The organism is Micromonospora sp. DT47, assembly GCF_049844475.1.
In the GTDB taxonomy this organism is placed as follows: Bacteria; Actinomycetota; Actinomycetes; order Mycobacteriales; family Micromonosporaceae; genus Micromonospora.
The window spans coordinates 17,183-39,994 of the sequence record NZ_JBNCLC010000010.1 but is presented as its reverse complement, the minus strand read 5'-3'; the positions used below and the strand labels follow the sequence as shown (position 1 = coordinate 39,994).

25 protein-coding genes are annotated in these 22,812 nt (G+C 73.0%); 7 read left to right on the top strand and 18 right to left on the bottom strand.

Annotated elements, in window-relative coordinates:
- Window positions 1-125: 125 nt before the first annotated feature.
- Entirely contained in the window at window positions 126-761 is a 636-nt protein-coding gene (locus ACLQ2U_RS17345; protein WP_425751704.1) for a hypothetical protein, read from the top strand.
- A 19-nt stretch (window positions 762-780) separates the two neighbouring features.
- On the opposite strand, the gene ACLQ2U_RS17340 is transcribed toward ACLQ2U_RS17345, so the two are convergent.
- From ACLQ2U_RS17340 to ACLQ2U_RS17330, 3 genes are all read right to left on the bottom strand, one after another.
- Entirely contained in the window at window positions 781-1,116 is a 336-nt protein-coding gene (locus ACLQ2U_RS17340) for a putative quinol monooxygenase (protein ID WP_425751703.1), read from the bottom strand.
- A 92-nt stretch (window positions 1,117-1,208) separates the two neighbouring features.
- Entirely contained in the window at window positions 1,209-1,691 is a 483-nt protein-coding gene (locus ACLQ2U_RS17335; protein WP_425751702.1) for a GNAT family N-acetyltransferase, read from the bottom strand.
- A 10-nt stretch (window positions 1,692-1,701) separates the two neighbouring features.
- Window positions 1,702-2,316 carry a TetR family transcriptional regulator gene (locus ACLQ2U_RS17330; protein WP_425751701.1) on the bottom strand — a complete coding sequence of 205 codons (615 nt, stop codon included), beginning with the start codon at window positions 2,314-2,316 and terminating at the stop codon, window positions 1,702-1,704.
- Between the two features lie 67 nt (window positions 2,317-2,383).
- On the opposite strand from ACLQ2U_RS17330, the gene ACLQ2U_RS17325 reads away from it, so the two are divergent.
- Entirely contained in the window at window positions 2,384-2,944 is a 561-nt protein-coding gene (locus tag ACLQ2U_RS17325; RefSeq protein WP_425751700.1) for a GNAT family N-acetyltransferase, read from the top strand.
- A 127-nt stretch (window positions 2,945-3,071) separates the two neighbouring features.
- On the opposite strand, the gene ACLQ2U_RS17320 is transcribed toward ACLQ2U_RS17325, so the two are convergent.
- Window positions 3,072-3,563 carry an SgcJ/EcaC family oxidoreductase gene (locus ACLQ2U_RS17320; RefSeq protein ID WP_425751699.1) on the bottom strand — a complete coding sequence of 164 codons (492 nt, stop codon included), beginning with the start codon at window positions 3,561-3,563 and terminating at the stop codon, window positions 3,072-3,074.
- Window positions 3,564-3,624: 61 nt separating this feature from the next.
- Between ACLQ2U_RS17320 and ACLQ2U_RS17315 the strand changes: the two genes are divergently transcribed.
- A complete protein-coding gene (locus ACLQ2U_RS17315; RefSeq protein ID WP_425751698.1) occupies window positions 3,625-4,104 on the top strand; it encodes a MarR family winged helix-turn-helix transcriptional regulator in 480 nt (159 codons plus the stop codon).
- Between the two features lie 391 nt (window positions 4,105-4,495).
- Here the strand turns inward: ACLQ2U_RS17315 and ACLQ2U_RS17310 are convergent, their stop codons facing one another.
- The 3 genes from ACLQ2U_RS17310 to ACLQ2U_RS17300 form a co-directional block, all read right to left on the bottom strand.
- Window positions 4,496-5,254 carry a MerR family transcriptional regulator gene (locus ACLQ2U_RS17310; RefSeq protein ID WP_425751697.1) on the bottom strand — a complete coding sequence of 253 codons (759 nt, stop codon included), beginning with the start codon at window positions 5,252-5,254 and terminating at the stop codon, window positions 4,496-4,498.
- Window positions 5,255-5,405: 151 nt separating this feature from the next.
- Window positions 5,406-6,044 carry a hypothetical protein gene (locus tag ACLQ2U_RS17305; protein ID WP_425751696.1) on the bottom strand — a complete coding sequence of 213 codons (639 nt, stop codon included), beginning with the start codon at window positions 6,042-6,044 and terminating at the stop codon, window positions 5,406-5,408.
- Window positions 6,045-6,546: 502 nt separating this feature from the next.
- Window positions 6,547-7,065, bottom strand: a complete 519-nt coding sequence (locus ACLQ2U_RS17300) for an ArsR/SmtB family transcription factor (protein WP_425751695.1) — start codon at window positions 7,063-7,065, stop codon at window positions 6,547-6,549.
- A gap of 86 nt (window positions 7,066-7,151) precedes the next feature.
- Here ACLQ2U_RS17300 and ACLQ2U_RS17295 point away from each other — a divergent pair, with 86 nt between their 5' ends.
- Window positions 7,152-8,105, top strand: a complete 954-nt coding sequence (locus tag ACLQ2U_RS17295) for a S41 family peptidase (protein ID WP_425751694.1) — start codon at window positions 7,152-7,154, stop codon at window positions 8,103-8,105.
- Window positions 8,106-8,169: 64 nt separating this feature from the next.
- Here ACLQ2U_RS17295 and ACLQ2U_RS17290 read toward each other — a convergent pair whose 3' ends face one another.
- From ACLQ2U_RS17290 to ACLQ2U_RS17255, 8 genes are all read right to left on the bottom strand, one after another.
- Window positions 8,170-9,669 (bottom strand): hypothetical protein, encoded by a 1,500-nt coding sequence (locus tag ACLQ2U_RS17290; protein WP_425751693.1) that lies wholly within the window; start codon window positions 9,667-9,669, stop codon window positions 8,170-8,172.
- Window positions 9,666-10,754, bottom strand: coding sequence for a hypothetical protein (locus ACLQ2U_RS17285; RefSeq protein WP_425751692.1), 1,089 nt, complete (start codon window positions 10,752-10,754; stop codon window positions 9,666-9,668). Before ACLQ2U_RS17285 ends, ACLQ2U_RS17290 begins: the two co-directional genes overlap by 4 nt.
- Window positions 10,751-12,154, bottom strand: a complete 1,404-nt coding sequence (locus tag ACLQ2U_RS17280; RefSeq protein ID WP_425751691.1) for an MFS transporter — start codon at window positions 12,152-12,154, stop codon at window positions 10,751-10,753. The genes ACLQ2U_RS17285 and ACLQ2U_RS17280 overlap by 4 nt, the downstream gene beginning before the upstream one ends.
- A 264-nt stretch (window positions 12,155-12,418) precedes the next feature.
- Entirely contained in the window at window positions 12,419-12,652 is a 234-nt protein-coding gene (locus ACLQ2U_RS17275; protein WP_425751690.1) for a zinc-ribbon domain-containing protein, read from the bottom strand.
- A gap of 937 nt (window positions 12,653-13,589) precedes the next feature.
- A complete protein-coding gene (locus ACLQ2U_RS17270; RefSeq protein ID WP_425751689.1) occupies window positions 13,590-14,444 on the bottom strand; it encodes an SRPBCC family protein in 855 nt (284 codons plus the stop codon).
- The gene (locus tag ACLQ2U_RS17265) at window positions 14,437-14,997 is read right to left on the bottom strand and encodes a helix-turn-helix domain-containing protein (protein ID WP_425751688.1); all 561 of its coding nucleotides are present in this window, start codon (window positions 14,995-14,997) and stop codon (window positions 14,437-14,439) included. The genes ACLQ2U_RS17270 and ACLQ2U_RS17265 overlap by 8 nt, the downstream gene beginning before the upstream one ends.
- 126 nt (window positions 14,998-15,123) lie before the next feature.
- Window positions 15,124-16,467 (bottom strand): class I SAM-dependent methyltransferase, encoded by a 1,344-nt coding sequence (locus tag ACLQ2U_RS17260; protein WP_425751687.1) that lies wholly within the window; start codon window positions 16,465-16,467, stop codon window positions 15,124-15,126.
- 142 nt (window positions 16,468-16,609) lie between these two features.
- Window positions 16,610-17,992, bottom strand: coding sequence for an FAD-binding oxidoreductase (locus tag ACLQ2U_RS17255; protein ID WP_425751686.1), 1,383 nt, complete (start codon window positions 17,990-17,992; stop codon window positions 16,610-16,612).
- Window positions 17,993-18,168: 176 nt separating this feature from the next.
- On the opposite strand from ACLQ2U_RS17255, the gene ACLQ2U_RS17250 reads away from it, so the two are divergent.
- Both ACLQ2U_RS17250 and ACLQ2U_RS17245 read left to right on the top strand, forming a co-directional pair.
- Complete coding sequence (locus ACLQ2U_RS17250; protein WP_425751685.1) at window positions 18,169-18,453, top strand: DUF427 domain-containing protein; 285 nt, start codon at window positions 18,169-18,171, stop codon at window positions 18,451-18,453.
- A gap of 58 nt (window positions 18,454-18,511) precedes the next feature.
- The gene (locus tag ACLQ2U_RS17245; RefSeq protein ID WP_425751684.1) at window positions 18,512-19,237 is read left to right on the top strand and encodes an RICIN domain-containing protein; all 726 of its coding nucleotides are present in this window, start codon (window positions 18,512-18,514) and stop codon (window positions 19,235-19,237) included.
- A gap of 4 nt (window positions 19,238-19,241) precedes the next feature.
- Here ACLQ2U_RS17245 and ACLQ2U_RS17240 read toward each other — a convergent pair whose 3' ends face one another.
- Window positions 19,242-20,540, bottom strand: coding sequence for an MFS transporter (locus ACLQ2U_RS17240; protein WP_425751683.1), 1,299 nt, complete (start codon window positions 20,538-20,540; stop codon window positions 19,242-19,244).
- Between the two features lie 70 nt (window positions 20,541-20,610).
- On the opposite strand from ACLQ2U_RS17240, the gene ACLQ2U_RS17235 reads away from it, so the two are divergent.
- The gene (locus ACLQ2U_RS17235; protein WP_425751682.1) at window positions 20,611-21,582 is read left to right on the top strand and encodes a GlxA family transcriptional regulator; all 972 of its coding nucleotides are present in this window, start codon (window positions 20,611-20,613) and stop codon (window positions 21,580-21,582) included.
- 106 nt (window positions 21,583-21,688) lie between these two features.
- Here ACLQ2U_RS17235 and ACLQ2U_RS17230 read toward each other — a convergent pair whose 3' ends face one another.
- Window positions 21,689-22,255 carry a hypothetical protein gene (locus tag ACLQ2U_RS17230; protein ID WP_425751681.1) on the bottom strand — a complete coding sequence of 189 codons (567 nt, stop codon included), beginning with the start codon at window positions 22,253-22,255 and terminating at the stop codon, window positions 21,689-21,691.
- A 13-nt stretch (window positions 22,256-22,268) separates the two neighbouring features.
- On the bottom strand, window positions 22,269-22,760 hold the full coding sequence (locus ACLQ2U_RS17225; protein ID WP_425751680.1) for a hypothetical protein: 492 nt from the start codon (window positions 22,758-22,760) through the stop codon (window positions 22,269-22,271).
- Window positions 22,761-22,812: the final 52 nt, after the last annotated feature.

Genomic DNA, 22,812 nt, shown 5'->3' with positions numbered 1-22,812 from the left:
TGCCCTCGGTGAGGTAGGGCTCGGTCAGATACGAGCGGATGGTCGAGGGCCGGACGTGGGCCGACTCCGGGTGCGGGAGCAATTGTCAATACCTGTGGATCAAGATCTTTAGGCGGATTCCGACCATGTCGCTGACCGGAGCACCGATCACCGGGTCGGTCCAGCTCGCGACGACGGGGGACGCGGCGGGGCGTCCTCGCCGGCCGATCCCGGTCGTCACGGCGGTTGCCCTGCTCGGCGTGGTGGTGCTCGGCATCGCCGCGTACGTCGCCGTCCAACTGGAGGACGCGGACCGGCTGGCCCGCGACGTGGCCGAGGCCGAGGCGCGCTACCCGCATCTGACGGACAACGGCTCCGGCGGCCTGTACTGGCACGTCACCTACCTGTTCGTTGCGGCCCTGGTCACCGGCGCGGGCGTGCTGGTCGTACTCGCGGCGCTCACCTGGCGGGGCTACGGCTGGGCCCACGTGCTCGCCGCCCTCGCGGCGTTCGTCTCGGCGACCGGCGGCGCGGTCGTCCTGGGACCGTCGGCCCTGATCATCTCCGCCGACCGCGTCGAACACGGAATCGACACCAGCAGCTTCGGCTCCGCACTGTCGGGCCTGCACTCGCTGAGCCGGCCGGACTGGGTCCTGCCGCTGCTCGCCGCCGACGCGGTGGTGCTGCCGTTGGCCGCCCTGGCGGCCCTGGTCTGCCTCGTGCTCCCCGCCTCGACCACCTTCTACCGCCAGTCCCGGGCCGCCCGACCCGGTCAGCGCTGAGCCGGCACGCACACCCCGCTCAGGGGCCCTCGACGCCGGAGATGCGGTACCGGTGCACCTCGGCGCCGAGGATCGCCGCCGCCTGCTCCTCGGCCGGGCCGGAGCCGCGGAAGTCCAACAACTGCTCCAGGGTGTCCCAGCGCTCGTAGACGTTGATCCGGCCCGGCTCGACCAGGTCGGCGCTGATCGCGAAGTCGACGCAGCCGGGCGCGGAGCGCGCCTGCCGGACCACCTCCGCGCAGGAGGCCAGGTAGGCGTCCCGCCCGGCCGGGTCGACGTAGATGCTGCCGGCGACGATGAGCACTGCGGACCTCCGGTGGCCTGTCCGGTCGTGAGCGTGATACCTCAGAGTCATATTGATACCCCAGAGGCATCACGCTCACCGGCGCGTTCGCCGCCCGGCCCGTCGGTTCTCACCGAACCTTCCGGTGCGCGGTCTGTGGGCTTTCACAGCGGCAGGGCGTAGGCGAGGAACCTGCGACCGTCCCATGACCAGTCCGCCGCGGGGATGCGATGGAACCCTTCACTGGCGTACAGGCGTTGCGCGGCGGTCATAGTGGTCTGGGTTGCCAGGACTATGCGACGGGACCCACCGGACCGAGCCTTCTCGATGGCGGCCTGGATGAGGGCCCTGCCGACGCCCTGTCCGCGCATGTTCGCTGCGGTTGCCAGCAGACGGATCTCGGCCTCGTCGGCGGCCGCGAGCTGAGCCAGCGGGCTTGCGGAGGTGCACACGACGACATGGCCGGCGATGAGACCGTCGTCGCCTGCGGCGACCAGGATTGTGGTGCCGGGGGCCGCGTGGCGGGCCGCGACGTCGGTCAGGACGTCGGCGTACTGCGCAGCGGTGTACCCCTCGCCGATGTAGACCTGGCGCAGCATCACGCTCACCGCATCGAAATCGCGTGGATCGAGGTGACGCAGCCGCATGAACGGGACCTTAGTCGATCATGGCTGCGTCAGCCGATGGTGGCGAAAGGCTGGCGAGTTGTTGGTGGACTGCGGCCGTGGCGCGATCGACGTCTCCGGTGGCGAGCAGGTCGAGTAGGGCTCCGCGCAGGACGGCAAGCACCAGGGTGCGCTGAGCTGCACCGGCTGGGGTGTGACGCTCCTGCGGTGGTTGGGCGGCGGCGAGCACGTGGAGCCAGTCGTCGACGGTGGCGCGGGCGAACCCGGCCCATGGACCGTCGAGGTCGACCAGGGACCGCGCGTAGCCCTCGACCCACAGGGTGAGCAGAGCTCGATGGTCCTCGGCGGCCAGCCACCTCCACACCTCGGCGGCCACCACGTTCAACGCGGTCGGCTGCTTCTCGGCCGTCGCTTCGCGCAGGCGCGCCAGCAGGTCCAGTTCGTCGGTACGGGCCCGGGCCAGCAGCGCCCGGATCAGCGCCTCTTTACTGCCGAACAGGTAGAGCAGGACGCGAGGGCTGGATCCGACGGCGGCGGCCAGAGGTCGCAGCGACAGGTCGGCCAGACCGTGCTCCAGGGCGTATCGGTACGCGAGGTCGAGCAGCTCCGCCTGCCGCGCCGAAGGGGGTGGGCCGTCACCGGTCATGGCGCTATTCTGACAGACTGAAACAGTCGTTTCAGTAGCGCTCCGAGAAGACATGTGGGGAACCGGCATGGTTGACCGAGAAGGCACGCAAGCGGTCATCCGACCGCTGGGCCAGCCCGGCGACCTGGGCTGGGTGGTCATGGCGCACGGAGAGGTGTACGCGGCCGAGTTCGGCTGGGACTCAAGCTTCGAGGCCCTTGTCGCTCGCATCGTGGCGGACTACGCCGCCAACCGCGACCCCAGGCGCGAAGCCGCGTGGATCGCCGAAGTCCACGGGCGCCGAGTCGGATGCGTCTTCTGCGTCAACGGCAGCGACCCCGAAGGTACGACCGCGAAACTGCGCATCCTGCTGGTGCATCCCGACGGGCGCGGTCACCGCCTCGGCGGCCAACTGGTCGACACGTGCATGGGGTTCGCCCGCGCCGCCGGCTACTCGCGGATGCAACTGTGGACCAATGACGTGCTGGCCGCGGCTCGTCACATCTACCTCCAACGGGGCTTCACACTCACCCGACAGGAGAGTCACCACAGCTTCGGCGTCGACCTCGTCGGCCAGACATACACCGTCGACCTGACCAACACGTCGAGCACGCCAACCGAGGTCGAGGTTGGCCGCGGCCAGCCGTGACCGAGGTCGACTCGACAGGTCGTCAGTATGAACGGACACAGCGCCACAACCTCCGCTTCTCGGCATGACCGCGCTCGTCGCGGCCAGATGAGGGTGTCGCCGTAGAGGCGAGCCTCGGCCAGCACGGTCAGGTTCTGGCAGTAGCCCGGCCCACACCGAGGCGGCGTGCAGCGTGACTCATCGTCTGAGCCATGCGAGAGGGCAGCGAATCCGGGGCCGGAATCTGCACCGGACGCACCCGCCCGTTGTGCAATGCGGTGAACCGCCAGCCGCGATCGGTACGTACGGCGACCAGTGTCTGCCGGGACAGGCGTCGCTTGGGCAGCGTCGAGCGCCAGGGCATCAGCACCGACGCGGTGCCGTGGACGATCGCCACCCCCGCAGCGACGTGCCGGATCGACTCGACGTCACCGACGAGAGCAGAACCGGCAAGCACGCCGCGGAAGAGCCGGTCGTGAGCGTCTTGCATGTCGAGGCGCCCGATGGTGCGGGTGCCGTCGTAGGAGACGTAGTCGGAGTCCTCGGTGAAGCAGGCCCCGTAGGCAACGGCGTCGTTGTCGGTCCAGGCCTGCATGAGCCGGCCGAACAGGTCCCCGATTTCACGGTCGTCGGTGGTCATCTTGTACTCCCTGGGCTGCTATCGTTCGACTGTCGGACACTACGATAGCCGAAGGTTTCGAATGTCGAAAGATGATCTGATCCGTGACGTAGCGATGCAACTGCGCCTGCTCCAGCAGAGCTTCGACGCCTTCGACGAAGCTGCCGCCGCTCGGCTCGGTCTCAACCGCACGGACCTGCGCGCGATGGATCTCGTCCTCGCCACCGGCGGCCCGCTGTCGGCGGGGGAACTCACCAGCGCCCTCAAACTCAGCCCCGCCGCGACCACCACGGTCATCGACCGCCTGGAACGCGCCGGCCTGGTCCGCCGTACCCGAGACGCCGAGAACCGACGGCGGGTCCTGGTCATCGCAACGGACGCCGCGCACACCATCGAACAAGACATCTACATTCCGGTCGGCGCCGCCGGCGCACAGGCCCTCGGCAGGTACGACAAGGATCAGCTTTCGGCGATCCTCGACTTCCTGCAGACTGCCCGCCAGGTACAGGAAGACCAGACGGCACGGCTCAGCATGACCCCCGCGCAGCCCCAGGGCCGCTGATCCGCTCATCTGCACGAGCGACTGTCAGGTGCCGGAAGCCATGTACCCGGCGGGGCCCGCGGCCGGCGGACAGCTGGCCTGCCTCGGCGCAGCGCTCAGCTACGCGGCCGGCTTCGTTTACCTACGCAAGTACCTGTCGCCCCGAGGGCTCGCCCCGCTATCGCTGGCCGCCTCACAACTCGCCGCAGCGGAGGCGCTTCAGATACTCGTGACTCCGCCGAGCACCGGCAGACCCCACCCCACCCGTAACCGGAGACCTCGCGGCCCAGTGCGCCTGCTGAAAATTCAGTGGGAGAAGATCCAGCGAGCAGCCCTCCGGAGTGATCTCAAACCGCAGGTCACAGGCGCTGCCCACGGCAAGCTCCGGTGAGCGCGGACACGGCCGACAGGGTCAGGCACGGCTGATCGCGTTGGCGTGGATCGCCTCGCTCAGGTAGGCCGCCATCCCCGGCGCGATCTGCTCGTAGTGCGCGGTGAACCGCGGGTCGGCCAGGTACATGTCGGCCAGCCCGGTGTGGATCTCGTACGAGCAGTCGTAGAACCAGCGGCCGATGATCTGCCGGTGCTCCTCGGCCAGCGCCATCGCCTCCGGCGAGTCGGCCGGCGCGCCCGAGGCCATCACCGCGACGAGCCGCCGCCCCCAGTCCTCGTTCTCCGCCTTGATCCGCAGCCAGTCGTCCTTGGTGTAGCGGGCGGCCCGCTGGTTCGACTGCCGGTACGCGTCGCTGCCGCCCCACCGCCGCTCCGCCTCCTCGGCGTGCGCGTCCGGGTCGAAGTCGCCGAAGACCTCGAACCGCTCCTCCGGGGTCAGTTGGATCCCCATCCTTCTCGCCTCCATCGCGAGCTCGATCGCGGCGGCCATCTCCTGGAGCTTGCCGATCCGTTCGGTGACCAGCTCGTACTGCCGGCGCAGGTGCGCCGCCGGGTCCGCGCCCGGGTCGTCGAGGATCGCCGCGATCTCGTCCAACGGGAACCCCAGCTCCCGGTAGTAACGGATGTGCTGCAACCGCTCCAGGTCCGCGTCGTCGTAGCGCCGGTAGCCCGCCGCCGTGCGGCCACTGGGCGAGAGCAGCCCGATCTCGTCATAGTGGTGCAGCGTTCGGACCGTCACCCGGGCCGCCTTCGCCACCTGTCCCACCGTGTACGCCATGGTTCCCTCCCTTCCGCGACCAAGGCTCCCGCCTGCCGTTGCGTGAGGGTCAAGCCCGATTCTGCGGCTCCGGTCACACCGTCCGCGCGGATACGACCGCCCCCGGTCTCCGGAGGGGGCAGGAGATCGGGGGCGCCGGGTCTTCAGCGGGTCACGTGGTAGCCGGCTCCTTCGCCGGCTCGGGGGCGGCGAACGCCTCGGTGGTCGGGGTGCGGAAGGCGTGCACCAGGCCGGCGATCGACAGCAGCAGGAGCAGCGCCGCGCCGACGAACACCACCAGGGCCGCCTGCCCGGCCTTGCGGCCGAACTCGCTGAAGCCGTACGAGGTGAGCAGCAGGCCGCGCAGCGTCTCGCCCTTGAACACGGTGTCCCGCTGGCCGCTGACCTCCGCGAGCTGCTTCTCCAGGCCGGCCAGGGCCGGATCGTTGGCCTTCGTGGCCTGCTCGACCTGGGCACGCAGCGCGCTCTGCGGCTCGCCGAGGTCGGCGTACGTCTTGCCGCCGGCGATCGACTTCAGGTGCAGGCCGATGAACTCGTTCGCGTAGCACTCGGCCTGCTTGCCGGTGGTCAGGTCCTGCCCGGCGTACTCGACCAGGCAGTCGGCCTTCTTCTCCTCGTCGGTGAGCTGGTCGGCCGCCTTGAAGGTGATGTGCTGCGCACCCAGCTGGTCGCGTACGTAGTCGTTGGCGAAGCTGGCGTTGGTGGTGAGGACGATGCCGGCGACCAGGAGCAGGACCGCGAGGCCCAGGCCTCCGATGCTGAACAACAGGTCCACAGTGCGTCGCTTCATGTCATGCTCCCGGCGCGATGGTGGGGGGTCATCGAGGTTCGTCCCAATCGTCGGCCGGAACCGTCCACCCCGGTCAGGGCCGAACCCCCTGTACTGCCCGGGACCTTCGACTCTCCGCGCCCCGGGCCGTCCGGCCGCCGGAGTGCCCGCTCCCGAGCAGCGCCGCGACGACGCCGACGCGGCCGGACAGCGTGGGACGGGCCGGGGCCACGACGGCGCGGCTCACGTCCTGGGGCGGCACAACTATTCGCTCCGGCTCTCGCTCAGGCGTGCACCCTCGACGGTGGGGACCGGTTGCGGACGGCGAACGGCGCAAGCTTGACATCCTCCGCCGCCATGAATGGCGGGGATTCCCTCCGCGCTGCGCGCGGAACGCGCAACGCCCGGGTGGGTTCCTGCTTCACCGCACGGTGCCGGAATCGCTTCCGGCACTGGCCCGCATCCCGGTAGCCACCACCCGGTGCCGCCGCCAGAGTCGTTCGCACCCGGCCACCGGGTCGCATCAGGACGGTGACGCGCTGTCGTGCTGCCGGTAGAGGGCCACCAGGACGCCGTACCGGGAGGCGTCCTCGCCGGCCTCCTCGGCGTCACCGACGAGGTCGTCGAGGGTGGCCCGGAGCCGTTCCGCCTGGGCGGGGGTGAGCCGGAGGTGGCGCAGGTGCAGCAGCGTCTCGTCGGCGGCCGCGGCGATCTCCTCGGCGACCGCGTCGAGCAGCGCGCCGGTCGCGCCGGGATCGCCGGATTCGCCGACCAGGCGGCGGAAGCTGCGCTGGTGGTACTGCTCGGTGCCGCCGCGCACCTGGCGGGAGTGGGCGACCCGGACCATGCCGGCCTCGGTCAGCACCTTGAGGTGGTGGGCGACCGTGCCCTTGGCCGCACCCAGGTCGCCGGCGAGCTGGCTGATGGTGGCGGGGCCCGTGCCGAGGGCGAAGAGCAGCCGGTGGCGGAACGGGTGGGCCAACGCCTTGAAGTGGGCGGGGGTGCTGACCGTCAGCACCTCGTCGGGGAACTTCTCGGTCACCGCCAAAGCGTCTATTTTTCTTGACGCTTTGTCAATCGACCTGCTCTACTTCGGGCACCACGGTGGAACGGGGACAGGAGCAGCCGATGCCGCAGGAAGAACTCACCGAAGTCGTCGAGCGGGCCGCGAAACTCGTCGCCGAGCACTACGTCTTTGCCGACGTCGCCGAACGGATCGCCGTCCACCTGGGCGACCGCCTCCGCGACGGCCGCTACGCCGAGGCCGACGACCCGGGCGAGCTGGCCGGCCTGGTCACCGAGGACCTCCAGTCGGTCAACGGCGACCTGCACCTGCGACTCAAACACCACGTGCGGACGCTGCCCGAGCGGGACGAGGATCCCGACCAGGAAGCGTGGGCCACGCTCGCCGCCACCGCCATGGGCGGGGTGGCCCGGGTGGAACGCCTGGCCGGCAACGTCGGGCTGTTGGAGATCCGGCCGTACCTCTTCCCGCCGCAACTGGCCGGGGAGGCCGTGACGGCCGCGCTGCGCCTGCTCGCCGGCACCGACGCGCTCCTGCTCGACCTGCGCGGCAACCGGGGCGGCAGCCCGGACATGGTGGCGCTGGTCTGCGGCTGGTTCTTCGCCGAACCGGCGCATCTGCACACCATGTACGACCGGGGCGGCGACGGCCGGCAGTTCTGGAGCGCCGCCTACGTGGCCGGCCCGCGGTACGACGCCGGCAAGCCGGTGTACGTGCTGACCGGCGCGGAGACCTTCTCCGGCGGGGAGGAGCTGGCGTACGACCTGCAGCAGCTCGGCCGCGCCACGGTGGTGGGCGAGCGGACCCGGGGTGGCGCCCACCCGTGCGTCGGCTTCCGGACGCACCCGCACCTGGAGCTGACCGTGCCGGTGGCGCGGCCGGTCAACCCGGTGAGCGGCACCAACTGGGAGGGCTGCGGGGTGCAGCCGGACGTCGAGGTCGCGGCGGGCGGGGCGCGCGACCTCGCGTACCGGGGGGCGTTGGAAGCGCTGCTGGCCGCGGCCCCGGAGCGGCCGACGGCGGACGAGGTGCGGGGCGCCCTCGCCGCCCTCGGCTGACCGACGGCCCCGAGGGACGGGGCGGGTCGGCCACCGAGTCAAGCATGTGGATATATCGCTGCGATCACTCGCCGTCGCCCGCGGCCGGCGCGTCGTCGGCGCGCCTCGGCGGCGGGCCGCCGTGCGTCCACGGGGTCTCCTCCGGCGCGGGGAACGCCCCGGCCGGCATGAACCCGTCCGACAGGGTGGTGTAGCAGAGCCGCTCCCCCACCTCGGGCAGGCTGCCCGGCGGCGCGGTCAGCCCCCGGCCCATCCCGCCGGAGAGCTCCAGCACCACCTCGGTCTTGCCGTCGGCGGCCGGGGTCACGAAGACCACCCGGGCCTTCTGCGCCGGCCGGGCCGGCGACCAGAGCGTCGCCCCGACCGGCATCGGCACCGGTTCGGTGGTGACCACCTGGATCCGGGGCCGCAGCACCGGCCGCTTGCCGCTGTCGTCCACCCGCTTCGCATCCGCCAGGGTCACGTCCCCGACGAACGCCTCCCCGGCCAGCCGGTGCTCGGCCATGACGAGGGGGTCGTCGTAGGCGCGCTGCACCGCGTACGAGGTCAGCGCACGTTCCAGCCGATGCAGCCGCTGGGCGGCCGCGACCGCGCCGTCGCGCCGCGGCTGCGGCCCGCCGCCGGCGTCGACGTGCTCGGAGTGGCCGGTGAAGGCGTCCTTGTCGCCGTCCCACCGGCCGGCCACCCGGGCCCCCGCCGGCACGGCGCGGAGCAACCCGACGCCGCGCCACATCAACTCCCAGGTGGGCGCGAGCTGGTCGCGCAGCACCCTTTCCAGCTCCGCGTACGCCCCGGCGCGCGCGTCCGGATCGTCCGCGGCATCGGCGTACCCGGCGATGGCCGGGGCGAGCACCCGGTTGTCGAACTCCGGGTCGGTGGCCGGGCCGGCCGGTGGGCAGACCGTCGGGTCCTCCGCCCGGGCGGCCGCCTGCGCCCCGGTCGCTCCGGCCGGCGGGTCGATCCAGCCGAGCAACGCCGGCAGGTGCAGGTCCTCCACCGCGCTCTGCCCGGTGGCCCAGTGCAGGGTCAGCGCGTCGGTCATCGCCACCAGCGCCGCCGAGCCGGGCTGCTCGGCCCGCTCGGCGAAGAAGGTCAGCCAGCGCCCGAGCAGCGGCACGTCGGGGTGCACCGGGTAGTCGCCGTCCGGGCGGCGGAACCGGGTGGAGCGGCCGAGCAGCCGCAGGAAGGTGATCCCGGCCGGGTTCGGCACCAGCAGCTGCGGCGCGTCGACGTACCGGTACCGGACGTCCTTACCCCGGTCCACCGGCACCGCCTCGCTGACGCCCCGGAAACCGTCCAGCCAGGGCAGCACGATCGCGGCCAGCTCGGCGGCGAAGGCAAAGCGCTGATCCCGGTTGCGGGGCTGCGGCACGACCAGCAGCCGGGCGTCGTCGGGGGCGGTGCCGACCAGCGCGGCGAGCGGGGCGTTGGCCTCGCCGGCCATGGCCAGCGGCACCAGCACCAGCGGCCGCTCCGAGAGGTGCAGGTGCCGGACGGTGGCCACCGGCTGGGCCACCCCGGCGGCGAGCGCCTGCGCCTTGGCCAGCGCGCGGAGCGTACTCATGCCGGATTGCCGGTGAGGGCGTCGGCGCGCAGGCGGGCGGCGGACCGCAGCAGCGCGGCGGCCTCCTCCTGCTCCGGGTCGGCGGCGCGCTCGCCGGTGGCCAGCGCCAGCACCTCGTCGACGGTGCCGATGCCACCGAGCGCCTCACGGACCGGACTGCCCAGCGCCCCGGTGTGCCCGCGCGCCTCACCCCGGCAGAAGTACGCCAGCTCGCAGCTGGCCAGGCACTCCGGGGCGTAGCGGGCCTCCACCCGGGACAGCGCGGCGACCAGCGTCGACGGTTCGGCGGTCAGGTCGGCGGTGAAGTCGGCCGGTACGGCGTCGAGCAGGGTGTCCAGCCGGGCCATCCGGTCCAGCTGGCGGCGCAGCACCAGCAGCTGCTTGCGCACGTCGAGCAGGCTGGCCACCGGCCGGTTGGCGAAGTCGCGCGGACAGACCAGCACCACGTCGTGCGAGACCAGCTCCGGGTCGTGACCGGCGGCGGCGAGCAGCTCGCGCAGCGCCAGCACGTAGACGGCGGACTGGATGGCGGCGGCGGAGACCTTCGCCGGGTCGGCCTGCCCGTCGACGACCGGGAACGACTTGATCTCCACCACGTGGAACCGGCCGGCGAGCCGGGCCGCCACCAGGTCCGGTTCCAGGTGCACCCGCCGCCCGGCCACCTCCAGCCCGAGCAGCGGATGGTCGAACAGCGCCGCCTCCGGCCCCGTCGCGATCAACGCCGCGCGGGACCGCTCCTGCCGGTCCGGCAGATCGTCCGCACCGCCCAGGTCCGTCCAGCTCGCCCGCTCCGGCACTGGTACGCCCAGCCGCTCGGCGACCAGCCGCAGCAGCTCCACCCCGCCGTCGGCCTTCACCTGCGCCTCGAAGGCGTTGCCCCGGGTGATGGCGAACCGGGACTGCCCGAAGCGAGCCGGGAAGCCGATCAGCTCGACCAGCTTCGGCTTGTCCACCCCGGCGCCGTCCAGCACGGCCCGGCGGGCGCAGCCGGGGTTGCCGGTCAGCGCGGCGATCGTCCGGGCGTTGTGCCGCTTCGGCGGCACGTCGCCGCGGATCTCGGCCAGGCGTCGGGCGGTGCTCGTCATGATCCGCCAGGATAGGCGCTCATCGCCGGTTCGGCCCGGAGCGCGCCGCGCCGGACCAGCACGGCGGTGAGCACCGCGGCGGCCAGCGCCACCGCGGCCATCGACCAGAGCACCGTACGCAGCCCGCCGGTGAAGCCGGGGTCGGCGAGCCGGCCGGCGGTGGTGCTGGCCAGCACCGCACCGACCACCGCGATGGCGACCGTCTCGCTGGCCAGCCGGGCCGTGTTGATCATGCCGGCGCCGGTGGCCGCCCGCCCCGGGGCGACACTGCCGATCGCCAGGGCGTCGAGCAGGCCGATGGACAGCCCCACCCCGACGCCGATGGTGAGCAGCGGCCCCGCCAGCGCGGCGGCGCCGACGTCCGGGCCGAGCACGGTCGCCCAGGCCGCGCCCACCGCGACCACCGCCACCGAGGTCACGATCACCACCGGGGCCGGCACCAGCCGGGTCAGCACGCCGGTCAGCAGCGGCAGCACCAGGGTCGGCGCGGTCAGCAGGATCAGCGTCGCGCCGGCCGCGCCCGGGCTCATCCCGACCACCGTGGTCAGGTACGACGGCAGGTAGACCAGCAGCGGCACCAGCACCGCGACGATGGTGGCCGCCGCCAGGCAGATGCCGAGGAAGCGGGGGCTCGCCAGCAGGGCCAGGTCGAACATCGGCTCGGCGCGCCGCCGCTCCACCCGGACGAAGGCCACCAGCAGGGCGAGCGCGGCGCCGAAGGCGGCCACGATCACCGGCGCGGACCAGCCCAGCTCGGGGCCCTGCACGAAGCCGAAGATGAGCAGCAGCAGCGCGGCGGTGAAGGTGAACGTCCCCGCCCAGTCGATCCGGCCGGCCTGCGGCTGGCGGGACTCCGGCAGCAGCGGGGTGAGCGCGAGCACCGCCAGCGCGGCCAGCGCCGGCGCGGCGAACACCGCCCGCCAGCCGAAGACGGAGATGAGCAGCCCGGCGATGGAGGGGCCGAAGGCCAGGCCGACGCCGATGGTCGTACCGAAGACGCTGAACGCGCGGGCCCGGGCCCGGCCCTGGAACGCATGGGCCAGCATGCCCGAGGCGCTGGTCGCGGTGGCGGCCGCGCCGACGCCGGCGAGGGCGCGGACGACGTCGAGCAGCACGATGTTCCCGGCGACCGCGCCGAGCAGCCCGGACCCGGCGAAGATCGCGAGGCCGATGGCGAAGACCCGGCGCCGGCCGAACAGGTCGGCGAGCGCCCCGGTGGCCAGCATGAAGCTGGCGAAGGTGGCGTTGTAGCCGTTCACCACCCACTGCACGCCGGCCAGTCCGGCGTCGAGGTCCCGACCGATGTCCGGCAGCGCGACCGAGGCGCCGGTCAGCGAGACCGGCAGCGAGAGGGTGGACAGCAGGACGGCGACCAGCACGACGGCCGGGTGGTTGCGCACGATTCTCCCCGTTCGGACGGCGGCCCCAGCCTAGAACGGGCAGGTCGGCGCGGGTCCGGTACGGGGTGGAAGATCACAGGGTCAGCGTCCGGCCGACCGGTTCCAGGGCGAGCGGGGCGACTGGGCCCCGGCGACCGGGCGGCTGCGGCGGCGGTGCCGACGGCGACCCGGGGTGCAGGGCGGGCGGGAGACGGTGTGCACCGGCGCGGGCGCCGGTACGCCCGGTTGCCGGCCGATCAGCCAGCAGAGGAATCGGGCCATCGCTCAGCCGACCGGGAGGCGCTGCGCCTCGTCCTTGGCGACGGCGTACTCGGTGCCACAGAACGAGCACTGCTGCACGTAGCGGGTCCGGATCGGGATCAGCGGGATGAAGAAGAGGGTGAACTTCGTCGACCGGCGGGTGATCACCTGCGCGGCCTGGTTGCCGCAGTTGCGGCAGACCGCGGTGACCACGCCCGACCGGGCGACCTTGGTACGGAGTCCGAAGATGAAGAACATCGTCCGGCAGTACCCAGCCGGCCACCGATAATCACCTCCGATTCCCGGGCGACGATGGAATGATCCGCCCGTGCCCGGACCCGACCCGGTGAACCCGCCGTTCCGGTGGGATCTCGTCGCCCCCGACAACCTCGGCCACCTGCTCGACGACGTGCCGCCGCCCGACCTCTGGTAGGTCGACGAGCTGGTGGTCTGCGCCGCGAAGGTGCTGGCCCGCTCCGGCGGCGGTGACCTGTGGTTCGTGGGCCGCTCGGCCGACTCGCTGTTCGACCTGCTCAGCGGTGCGCTGGAGGGGACCGGCCGGGCGGGGCGGCTGCACCGGCTGCCGTTCGCGATGCCCCGCTGGCGTCACCGGATGACGATCACCGAGCGGGACCTGCGCAGCTTCCGCAACGCCTTCGAGGCGGCCGGGTTGACGCCGCGACGCCTGGCCCGGTCGGGAGAGCCGGCGGCGCTGGTCGACCTGGTCCATCCGGAGCAACCTTGTTCGACCTGCACCGCCTGCTACGGGATTGGGTGGAGGAGAAGCGTGAGCCGTGGGACGTGGTACGCCGTCCCGGTCGCAGGGTCGGTCCGGGTGAATCGTCTGCGACATCAGCTCCAAAGCCTCGGACCGCGGACCCGCCAGGGGCCGGTTCGGCTCCCGCCGAACTGGGCTCGGACCGAGGGACCGAGGGACCGAGGGACCGAACCGGATCGGGCCGGATCGGACCGGGGCCGGCCGTCCGGACCAAAGCGGCCAGGACCGAGGGGGCCAGGACCGAGGGGGCCAGGACCGAGGGGGCCAGGACCGAGGGGGCCAGGACCGAGGGGGCCAGGACGAGCCGCCAGGGCTGCGGCAGCCGCCCGGACTGAAGCGGCCGAGGGGCAACCGCCGGAGCCGACGCCAGGTGAGCCGAGGGACACCCCGCGCACCCGGCGTCGGCTCCGGGTGCCGTCAGGCCCCGGCGGGCAGCTCCGCGGGCAGCCAGATCGGCTGCCAGTCGGCCACCTCGTGGAACCGGCGCAGCTCGAAGAGGCCGGACACCGACCCGCTCCACGCCGCGTACGGCGGGTTGCCCTCGTCGAAGCCGCTCTGCACGAAGGTCAGCTTCGTCTTCCCGTCGGACTCGGCCAGCTCCCAGGTGCTCACTCCGGTCGGTCCCCAGTCGACGGACATCCGCCGGCCCGCCTCCAGGTCGATCACCTTGGCCGCGTAGCCGCTCTCGAAGCCGCCCATGGCGTACCGGCCCCCGACCCAGGGCTCGATCCCGATCGGGTAGCCGAACCAGGCGCTGGCCTGCGCGGAGTCGGTCAGCGACTCCCAGACCTTCGCCATCGGGGCGCCGATCAGCAGCTCGCCGCGCAGGTCGGCCGAGGTGAAGTCGGTCCTCGGCAGCAGCGGACGCCCCTCCAGGTGGGAGGCGAGGTTGGCGATCGACAGCGCCCACCAGGTCTGCAGCACGCCGCGGATGCTGCTGCCGCTCATCGCCTCGGCGAAGTCGAAGTGGCTCTGGGTGAGGGTCAGCACGGTGGCGTCCGGGCCGTCGGGAGCCAGGGATATCTCGCTGGTGGTCTCCACCCCGTCCAGCAGCCAGGCGAAGCGGAGCGTGTCGTCGTCGGCGTGCAGCAGCCGCTGGTGCGGCGCGTCGCCCTCGGGCGTGTGCCGGCCCCAGAACTCGTACCGCGTGGGCAGCTCGACCTCGGCGTGCTCGGTCAGCCAGACGCGCAGCTCGGCGGGGTCGGTGAGGGCGCCCCAGACGGCCTCGACCGGTGCGGCGAGACGGGCACCCAGCTTCATCGGTTCAGTCACGGTCGTTCCCCTTGGGATAGCAGGCCACGGCGAGCTTGAAGGCGTCTCCCTCGGCGCCGCCGTAGCGGGTGAACAGGTCCTGCAGCGTGGACTGCAGGTCGTGCAGGAACTCCTGCCGGCGCTCGGCCGGCACCTGGATCTCGCCGGAGATCCCGATCGAGGGCAGCTCCGGCGCGGTCCGGTCCAGCGCCGCGACGTCGGCCTGGACCTCCTCCATCAGGTCGAGCAGGTAACCCAGGCTCAGCTCGTCCCGCGCCCGGCGCAGCCCGCCGATCCGCCCCACCAGCCGTGGCGACAACCAGTAGGACCGGGCCACGGCCTGGTAGATGCCCTCGCTGATGCCGCGCACCTTGCGGGTCGACACCTGCTCGACCAGACCGGCCGCGACCAGCTGCTTGACGTGGTAGTAGACGCGCTGCGGGGTCTGCGCCAGCCGGGCGGCGACCTCGGTGCAGGTGCCGGGCTCGGCCAACTGCCGCAGCACCTCGATGCGCTGCGGTTTGAGCAGGGCCTCGGCCTGCTCGATCTGCTCCAGGTACAGGACGTCTCTCATGGCAAAAACAAGCTTGTACGTAAAAACTCTCTTTGTCAATCGGTCCCGCCGAACAACTTCGGGCCGGTGCCCGGGCCCCCCGTCGACCTCGGCGTGGGGCCCCAGCACGTCGGCTGACCCGCCGGGTCAGGGCGTCCAGTCCGGCCGCAGCGGGTAGCTGGTCTTCCCCTCCGGCCCGTTGCGGGTGGCCAGCACCTGGTGCAACTGGATGCCGTTGCGCTCGAAGGCCATCCGGGAGCCGGCCATGTAGAGCCCCCACACCCGGGCGGTGCCCGCCCCCACCTCGCGCACGCAGAAGTCCCAGTGCTCGACCAGGTTGCGGCACCAGGCGGCCAGCGTCAGCGCGTAGTGCTGGCGCAGGTTCTCCTCGTGGTGCACCTCCAGCCCGGCGTCGTGCACCTCGCCGATCAGCCGGCCCGGCCCGGGCAGCTCGCCGTCCGGGAAGACGTACCGGTCGATGAAGGCGCCGGACCGGTGCGGGGCCCGGTTGTCGGCCCGGGTGATGCAGTGGTTGAGCAGCCGGCCGTCCGGGCGCAGCCGGTCCCGCAGCGCCCGGAAGTACGCCGGGTAGTTGCGCACCCCGATGTGCTCGGTCAGACCGATCGAGGAGATCGCGTCGAACTGCTGCCGCGGCGCGTCCCGGTAGTCCAGGTGGCGCACCTCGGCCAGCTCGGTCAGCCCCTCCCGCTCGATCGTCGCCTGCGCCCACTGCGCCTGCGCCTTCGACAGGGTCACCCCGAGCGCCTGCACGCCGTACTCCCGGGCGGCGTGCCGGACCATGCCGCCCCAGCCGCAGCCGACGTCGAGCAGCCGCATCCCCGGCTTGAGCGCCAGCTTGCCGGCGACCAGGTCGTACTTGGCCGCCTGGGCCTGCTCGAGGGTGTCGGTGGGGCTGCGGAAGACCGCGCAGGTGTAGGTCATGGACGGGCCGAGCACCTTCTCGTAGAAGGCGTTCGAGACGTCGTAGTGGTGCGAGATGGCGGTGCTGTCCCGCAGCCGGGAGTGCCGCAGCCCGTTCATCACCCGCCGCCAGCGCGGCTGGGCCTCCTGCGGCGGGGGCGGCGGGGGCAGCAGCCGCTCCCAGCCCAGCCCGCGCACCAGGTTCAGCCCCTCGGCCAGCGACGGCGTACGCAGCCGCAGCTCGTCCTTGAGCACCTGCAACGCCTCGTACGGGTCGCCGGGATGCACGCCGTCCAGCCCGAGGTCGCCGCTGACGTACGCCCGGGCCATGCCCAGGTCACCGGGGGCGGTGAGCAGGTACGTCAGACCACGCTCGGAGCGGATGGAGAGGGTGATCCCGCAGTCGGCCGGGCCGACGGCGCTGCCGTCGTACCCGTTGATGCGGACCGGCAGGTCGCCGGAGGTCAGCGCGCGGACGACGTCCGCGACGGTGGGGCCCGTACGCCGGCCTCCCGGCGGCGGTGTGGCGGGGGAACTGCTCGCCCCCTGTTCTCGGTCGGTCAGGCTCATGAATTGCGCGGCGTGGGCTTCCGGCCACTCAGGGCCGGGAGGAAGCACCGCTCCCCCCTTTCAGACAGGACTGTCACAGGCAGTGAAACAGGAAGACCAACGGGTGACCGTGGGAGTCCTTGGCTCAAGGGCCAGGACGATGTCAATTTCGTGCAACCGCCTTCTCGTAGAGTCCGGTGAGCCGGTGATCCGGGTCGTAGCGGTCCTTCGCGGCGCGCCAGGTCTCCCCGCCGTAGAGCCGGTCGAAGGCCGCTCGGTCGTAGTACGCGTCCGAGTAGAGGGACTTGTGACCACCCGCCTCGGACACCGCCCGCTCGATCGAGCGGTTCACGTCGCCGTCCGCCGCACCCTCGGCGATCGGCACACTCCCCCAGAAGCCGATGTTGACGTAGCTCTGCCCCGGCCGGAGCGGATACAGCGGCCAGACCCGGGCCGAGTCCGGCCCGGACGGCTCCCGCAGCCGCAGTGGGCAGAGCCACACCGGGGTCATCCCCACGTTGCGGGCGAACCAGCGCAGGAACTCGGCCGTCCCGTCGAGCGGGATCTCCACGTCCTGCACCACCCGCTCCCGGGCCGGCTGGCCGCGCCAGCGGTCCACCCGGGCGGCCACCTGGTGCCGGTGCTCCAGCCGGACCAGCCGGTGGTACACGTCGCTGCGCCGCCACCGGGCCGGCCAGAGCCGGCGAACCACCGGATGCTGCACCCCGAACGCCGCCGAGCACCAGAACCAGTCGGTGTCCCAGCGCCAGAGGTAGTGGTAGGTGCTCAACGCGTCCCGGGTGCGTTGACGCAGCGAGCGGTAGTAGATCGCCTGGCCGGTGTAGTCGCTCAGCGGCGGCGCGTCGTCGGTGAAGGTGCCGAGCGTCAGGTACGCCTCGCCGGGGCTGAACATCACCCCGTCCATCGCGTCGACGGGCTGCCCGTCCCACTCGCCCTTGGCGATCACGTCGCCGATCGCGTCGGTGAGCTCCTCCAGCCGGGTGAACCGGACGTTGCGCAGGGCCACCGCGTGGCGAACCGGCTGGAGCTCGATGCGCAGCCGGGTGGCGTAGCCGAGGCTGCCCAGCGAGTTGGGGAAGGCGGCGAAGAGGTCGTCATGCGCGCCGCCGGGGCGGGCGGTGACGATCTCGCCGGCGCCGGTGAGCACGTCGAACTCGGTCACTGACTCGTGCGGCAGGCCGTTGTGGAACGAGGTCGACTCGATGCCCAGCCCGGTGACCGCGCCGCCCAGGGTGATCGTGCGCAGCTGCGGCACGACCAGCGGCATCAGCCCGTGCGGGAGGGTGGCGTCGACCAGGTCCTCGTAGGTGCACATGCCCTGCACGTCGGCGGTGCGGGCCTTCGGGTCGACGGCGAGCACCCCGCTCAGCCCGCTGACGTCCAGGCCGGGGCTGCTGGTGGCCTGGCGTGGGCGGAACAGGTTCGAGGTGCGCTTGGCGAGGCGTACGGGTTGTCCGGGAGGCACTGCGGCGTACGACCGCCGCAACGTGTCCACCGCCTGCTCATGATCACGCAGCGCGCGCATGAGATCACCTTACGCGCGAACCGAGGTCCGCGTGGGATGTCCACGATGGCCATTTCGCATCCAGATTCGGACGACGATCGCCGCGCTCGGGGCGACCGTCGGCGACGTCACCGATCCGGAGCCGCCACGCTGAACGGCGGGTGGCCCGGGCGACCCGGGCGGCATAGCGTGGGGTCATGCCGAAAGCCGTATGGAACGACCTGATCGTCGCGGAGAGCGACGACACCGTCATGGTGGAGGGCAACCACTACTTCCCCCGTTCCACGCTCCGCGACGACCTGATCACCGAGTCGTCCACCCACACGGTCTGCCCGTGGAAGGGCACCGCCTCCTACTACACGCTCAGCCACGACGGCCGGACCAGCGCCGACGCGGTCTGGTACTACCCGGAGCCGAAGCCGGACGCCGAGATGGTCCGCGACCGGGTGGCGTTCTGGAAGGACGTCAAGGTCGTCGACTGAGTCACCCCGCTGGACACCCGGCTGGCCGTCGGGCCGGCCGGTGGGTCAGGATGCCCTCATGTCCGTCCCCGACGAACACCACGATCCGTCCGGCACCGTCTACGGCGCCCGTCGGGCTGCTCGGCCCGGACTGCCGCGGGACCCGCTGATGCGGTTCGCGCTGGCCTCCGGGCTGGTCGGCGTACTGCTGGGGGTCTTCTTCGCCACCGGGGTGCTCGGCGGCGGCGACGAGCCGGTGGTGCCCGCGGCGGCCGCGCCCGCGCCCCCGACGGCGGCGCCGACGTCCGCCCCCGCCCAGCCGGCGCCGACCACCACCCCGCCGGCCCCCGCGCCGACGGCCGCCCCCACCACGCCGCCGGCCCCCGCGCCGGTGACCGGCCCGAAGGTGATCCGGACGGTGACCTCCGGGCTCTGCGTGGGCACCGACGGCGACGGCGAGAAGGCCGAGGCGGAGCTGGCCGCCTGCACCGGCGGGCCGGAGCAGCAGTGGGTGGCCAACCCGGTCGCCCCGGACCTGGTCACCCTCACCAACGCGGCGTACGGCCAGTGCCTGGACGTCTCCGGTGGCGGCGCCGAGGACGGCGCGAAGCTCCAGCAGTTCGGCTGCCACGGGCAGCCCAACCAGCAGTGGCGGGTCACCCCGGTCGGCACCGGACCGGTGCTGCTGGTGAGCGTGCAGTCCGGCCGGTGCGCGCAGGTGAAGGACGGCGGCACCGAGGCCGGCGACGAGATCATCCAGACCACCTGCACCGGCGCCGCCGACCAGCAGTGGGTGCTCGGCTGACCGTTCAGCCCCGGAAGCTCCAGGCCCGGGCGGCCGGCGCCACCACCGGCAGCGGCGTCGGCACCGGCTCCCGCCGCCGCATCAGCAGGGAGAGCCCGGCGGCGCCGATCGACAGCGCCCCGGCGACGTACCAGGCCAGCGCGTAGTCGCCGAGCTGGTCGCGGACCAGGGCCGCCCCGGTCGCGGCGGCCGCCGCGCCGAGCTGGTGGGCGGCGAAGACCCAGCCGAAGACCACCGCGCCCGACGTGCCGAAGTACTCCCGGCAGAGCGCGACGGTCGGCGGCACGGTGGCCACCCAGTCCAGGCCGTAGAAGACGATGAAGACCAGCATGCTCGGCTCGGCGGTGCCGGCGAAGAGACCGGGCAGCACCAGCAGCGACCCGCCCCGCAGCGCGTAGTAGGCGCCCAGCAGCAGCCGGCTGTCCACCCGGTCGGTGAGCCAGCCGGAGGCGATCGTGCCGACGATGTCGAAGAGCCCGACCAGCGCGAGCAGGCTCGCGGCGGTGGTTTCCGACATGCCGTGGTCGTGCGCGGCCGGCACGAAGTGCGTGCCGACCAGCCCGTTGGTGGTCGCGCCGCAGATCGCGAACCCGCCGGCGAGCAGCCAGAACGGCCGGGTCCGTGCGGCGGAGGCCAGCGCGCCGACCGCCCGGGACGCCGCGCCGCCGGCCGGCGGCGCGGGCGGCAGCACCTCCGCCGCGCCGTAGGCGGGCAGGCCGAGATCCGCCGGGTGCTCGCGCAGCAGCCAGGCCACCAGCGGTACGACCGCCAGCGCGGCCCCGGCCACGACGAGCGCCGCCGCCCGCCACCCGTGCTCGCGCACCAGGACGGCGAGCAGCGGGAGGAAGACCAGCTGCCCGGCCGCGCCGCCGGCGGTCAGCACCCCGGTGACCAGGCCGCGGCGGTGGACGAACCAGCGTCCGGTGACGGTGGCGACGAAGGCCAGCGCCATCGAGCCGGTGCCGAGCCCGACCAGCACGCCCCAGCAGAGGACCAGCTGCCAGCTGGCCGTCATGAACACGGTCAGCCCACTGCCGGCGGCCACCAGCACCAGCGCCGTGGCCACCACCCGGCGGATGCCGAACCGATCCATCAGGGCGGCGGCGAACGGCGCGGTCAGCCCGTAGAGCAGCAGGTTGACCGAGACGGCGGCGGAGATGGTGGCCAGCGGCCAGCGGAACTCGGCGTGCAGCGGATGCAGCAGCACCGAGGGGGTGGCGCGGAAGCCGGCGGCGCCGACCAGCGCGACGAAGGCCACGGCGGCGACGGCCCAGGCCGGGTGGAAGCGGCGGTTTCGGGTCACCGTTCGAGTCTCGGCGTCGGGGCGGGCCACGACGAGTGGCCGGAAAGCCATCATGCGCAATAATCGGGCCATGGCCCTCGTCCCGCACCGCATCGCGGTCCTCGCCGTCGACCAGGTGGTCGGCCTCGACCTCGGCACCCCCGACCAGGTCTTCAGCACCGCCCGCACCGACGCCATGGAGCAGCTCTACACGGTCGGCACCTGCACCCCCGGTGGCCGGCCCGTCCGCAGCACCGCCGGCTTCCAGGTGCTCCCCGACCACGACCTCGACCTGGTGCGGACCGCCGACACGGTGGTCGTGCCCGGCATCCACGGCGGGGCGCCGCTGGCCGACGGCACCGTCGACCCGGAGGTGGCCGGGGCGCTGCGGTCCGCCCACGAGCGCGGCGCCCGGATCATGTCGATCTGCACCGGCGCGTTCGTGCTCGCCGCCGCCGGCCTGCTCGACGGCCGCCGGGCCACCACCCACTGGGCGTACGCGGACCGGTTCCGCCGGCTGCACCCGGCGGTCGACCTGGACCCGGATGTCCTCTTCATCGACTCCGGCAGCGTGCTGACCTCGGCCGGGGTGGCCGCCGGCATCGACCTCTGCCTGCACGTCATCCGCTCCGACCACGGCAGCGAGGTGGCCAACCGCTCGGCCCGCCGCTGCGTGATGCCGCCGTGGCGGGACGGCGGTCAGGCCCAGTACATCGAGCGGCCCGTCCCCCGGGGGCCGGAGGACGGCACCGCCGCCACCCGGGAGTGGGCCCGGCAGCGGCTGCACGAGCCGGTGGCGTTGCGCGACCTGGCCGCGCACGCGCGAATGAGCGTACGGACGTTCACCCGGCACTTCCGCTCGGAAACCGGCCTGAGCCCGGCCCAGTGGCTGCTCCAGCAGCGCACCGACCACGCCCGGCTGCTGCTGGAGACCACCGACCTGACCGTCGACCAGGTGGCCCACCGCTGCGGCTTCGGCACCACTTCCGCCCTCCGCCAGCAACTCCACCACCGCATCGGCGTCTCCCCGACCACCTACCGCCGCACCTTCCGCGGCGCCTGACCCCGCCCCAGGCCCCGCGATCTTGCACTTTCGGCCCCCGGAATGCCGGGATTCGCGCCTTTCGCCGGGGCGGTAACTCCAAGATCGGCGCCGGATGAGGGGCGGGTCAGGGCGGGGCGGTCGGGTGGGCAGGCGGGGCGGTCGGGCCGTCGGCCAGCGCTGTCAGCCGGGACGGCAGCGGGTCGGGCGTCGGGGCCGACCGCGCGAGTCCGGCGCGTACGTCCTCGCAGAGCAGCAGGACGGCGGCGATCAGCAGTTCCACGTCGTCGAGCGGCTGGTCCGCCTGCCGCAGCCGGGCCGCCCGCCGCCACACCCGTACGGTGCGGCCGGTGACCCGCTGGGCGGCCGCCCGGGCCCGGGACAGCTCCCCCAGCCGGGCGTGCGCCTCCCGGGCGTGCCCGCAGGCGGTGTGCGCCAGCACCCCGACGAGCAGGTCGACGGCCTGCCGCCCCCGGCCGCCCTTGCCGACGGTCAGGCAGATCAGCGCGGCGGTCGCGGCGAAGACCGGAGTCCGGTGGTCGAAGAGCGACTGGGCGATCCACCACGCGGCGCCGGCCAGCAGCGCGCACTGGACGATCAACGGCGCCGCCACCCGCATCCGGTGCCGGAACAGGCCCGGACCGGCGATGTCGAACGCCGACCGACGGGCGGAGGCCCAGGGGCGGCGCTTCACCCGACCCGGGCGCTCACGACCCCGGCGCGGGCGCGCGGACCGGACCGTCGCGCAGCATCCGCAGCTGGGCCAGGTGCTTGGGCAGGTGTACGCGCGTGTGCAGGTCCAGGGTGCGGCCCCAGGGCAGCGGGTCGTCCACCACCAGGTCGAAGCCCTCGCGCAGGTGGGTCTCCACCGGGGTGTCGGCCGCCGGGCCGAGCCGGTCGACCAGGGTGCAGAGCTTCTGGCTGGTGGCCCGCAGCAGGGTGGACAGCCCGTCCAGCCCGCCGCACTGGGCGACCAGCGCATCCACCTGCGGGCGGTGGATGGTCTCCAGGTCGTAGTACGCGAAGGGCGACCCGGCCAGGACCGCCTCGGTGGCCTCGCTCATCAGCTCGTCGTTCGCGGCCAGGTGCGCCACGATCTGCTCGGCGGTCAGCTGCCCCTCGGGCGGCGCCCCGAACCCGCCCGCCTCCACCTCGGCGAGCACCGCGCCGTACACCTGCCGCAACCCCCCACTCTCCACATCCCCAGTCAACCCCGCCCGCCCGCGTGGATCATGGAGTTACCGCCCCCGG

Bases quoted from the DNA above. Each gene is read 5' to 3' on its own strand.
- ACLQ2U_RS17345 (WP_425751704.1), top strand. From the start codon at position 126: ATGTCGCTGACCGGAGCACCGATCACCGGGTCGGTCCAGCTCGCGACG.
- ACLQ2U_RS17340 (WP_425751703.1), bottom strand. From the start codon at position 1,116: ATGACTCTGAGGTATCACGCTCACGACCGGACAGGCCACCGGAGGTCC.
- ACLQ2U_RS17335 (WP_425751702.1), bottom strand. From the start codon at position 1,691: ATGCGGCTGCGTCACCTCGATCCACGCGATTTCGATGCGGTGAGCGTG.
- ACLQ2U_RS17330 (WP_425751701.1), bottom strand. From the start codon at position 2,316: ATGACCGGTGACGGCCCACCCCCTTCGGCGCGGCAGGCGGAGCTGCTC.
- ACLQ2U_RS17325 (WP_425751700.1), top strand. From the start codon at position 2,384: ATGGTTGACCGAGAAGGCACGCAAGCGGTCATCCGACCGCTGGGCCAG.
- ACLQ2U_RS17320 (WP_425751699.1), bottom strand. From the start codon at position 3,563: ATGACCACCGACGACCGTGAAATCGGGGACCTGTTCGGCCGGCTCATG.
- ACLQ2U_RS17315 (WP_425751698.1), top strand. From the start codon at position 3,625: ATGTCGAAAGATGATCTGATCCGTGACGTAGCGATGCAACTGCGCCTG.
- ACLQ2U_RS17310 (WP_425751697.1), bottom strand. From the start codon at position 5,254: ATGGCGTACACGGTGGGACAGGTGGCGAAGGCGGCCCGGGTGACGGTC.
- ACLQ2U_RS17305 (WP_425751696.1), bottom strand. From the start codon at position 6,044: ATGAAGCGACGCACTGTGGACCTGTTGTTCAGCATCGGAGGCCTGGGC.
- ACLQ2U_RS17295 (WP_425751694.1), top strand. From the start codon at position 7,152: ATGCCGCAGGAAGAACTCACCGAAGTCGTCGAGCGGGCCGCGAAACTC.
- ACLQ2U_RS17290 (WP_425751693.1), bottom strand. From the start codon at position 9,669: ATGAGTACGCTCCGCGCGCTGGCCAAGGCGCAGGCGCTCGCCGCCGGG.
- ACLQ2U_RS17285 (WP_425751692.1), bottom strand. From the start codon at position 10,754: ATGACGAGCACCGCCCGACGCCTGGCCGAGATCCGCGGCGACGTGCCG.
- ACLQ2U_RS17275 (WP_425751690.1), bottom strand. From the start codon at position 12,652: ATGTTCTTCATCTTCGGACTCCGTACCAAGGTCGCCCGGTCGGGCGTG.
- ACLQ2U_RS17265 (WP_425751688.1), bottom strand. From the start codon at position 14,997: ATGAGAGACGTCCTGTACCTGGAGCAGATCGAGCAGGCCGAGGCCCTG.
- ACLQ2U_RS17260 (WP_425751687.1), bottom strand. From the start codon at position 16,467: ATGAGCCTGACCGACCGAGAACAGGGGGCGAGCAGTTCCCCCGCCACA.
- ACLQ2U_RS17255 (WP_425751686.1), bottom strand. From the start codon at position 17,992: ATGCGCGCGCTGCGTGATCATGAGCAGGCGGTGGACACGTTGCGGCGG.
- ACLQ2U_RS17250 (WP_425751685.1), top strand. From the start codon at position 18,169: ATGCCGAAAGCCGTATGGAACGACCTGATCGTCGCGGAGAGCGACGAC.
- ACLQ2U_RS17245 (WP_425751684.1), top strand. From the start codon at position 18,512: ATGTCCGTCCCCGACGAACACCACGATCCGTCCGGCACCGTCTACGGC.
- ACLQ2U_RS17235 (WP_425751682.1), top strand. From the start codon at position 20,611: ATGGCCCTCGTCCCGCACCGCATCGCGGTCCTCGCCGTCGACCAGGTG.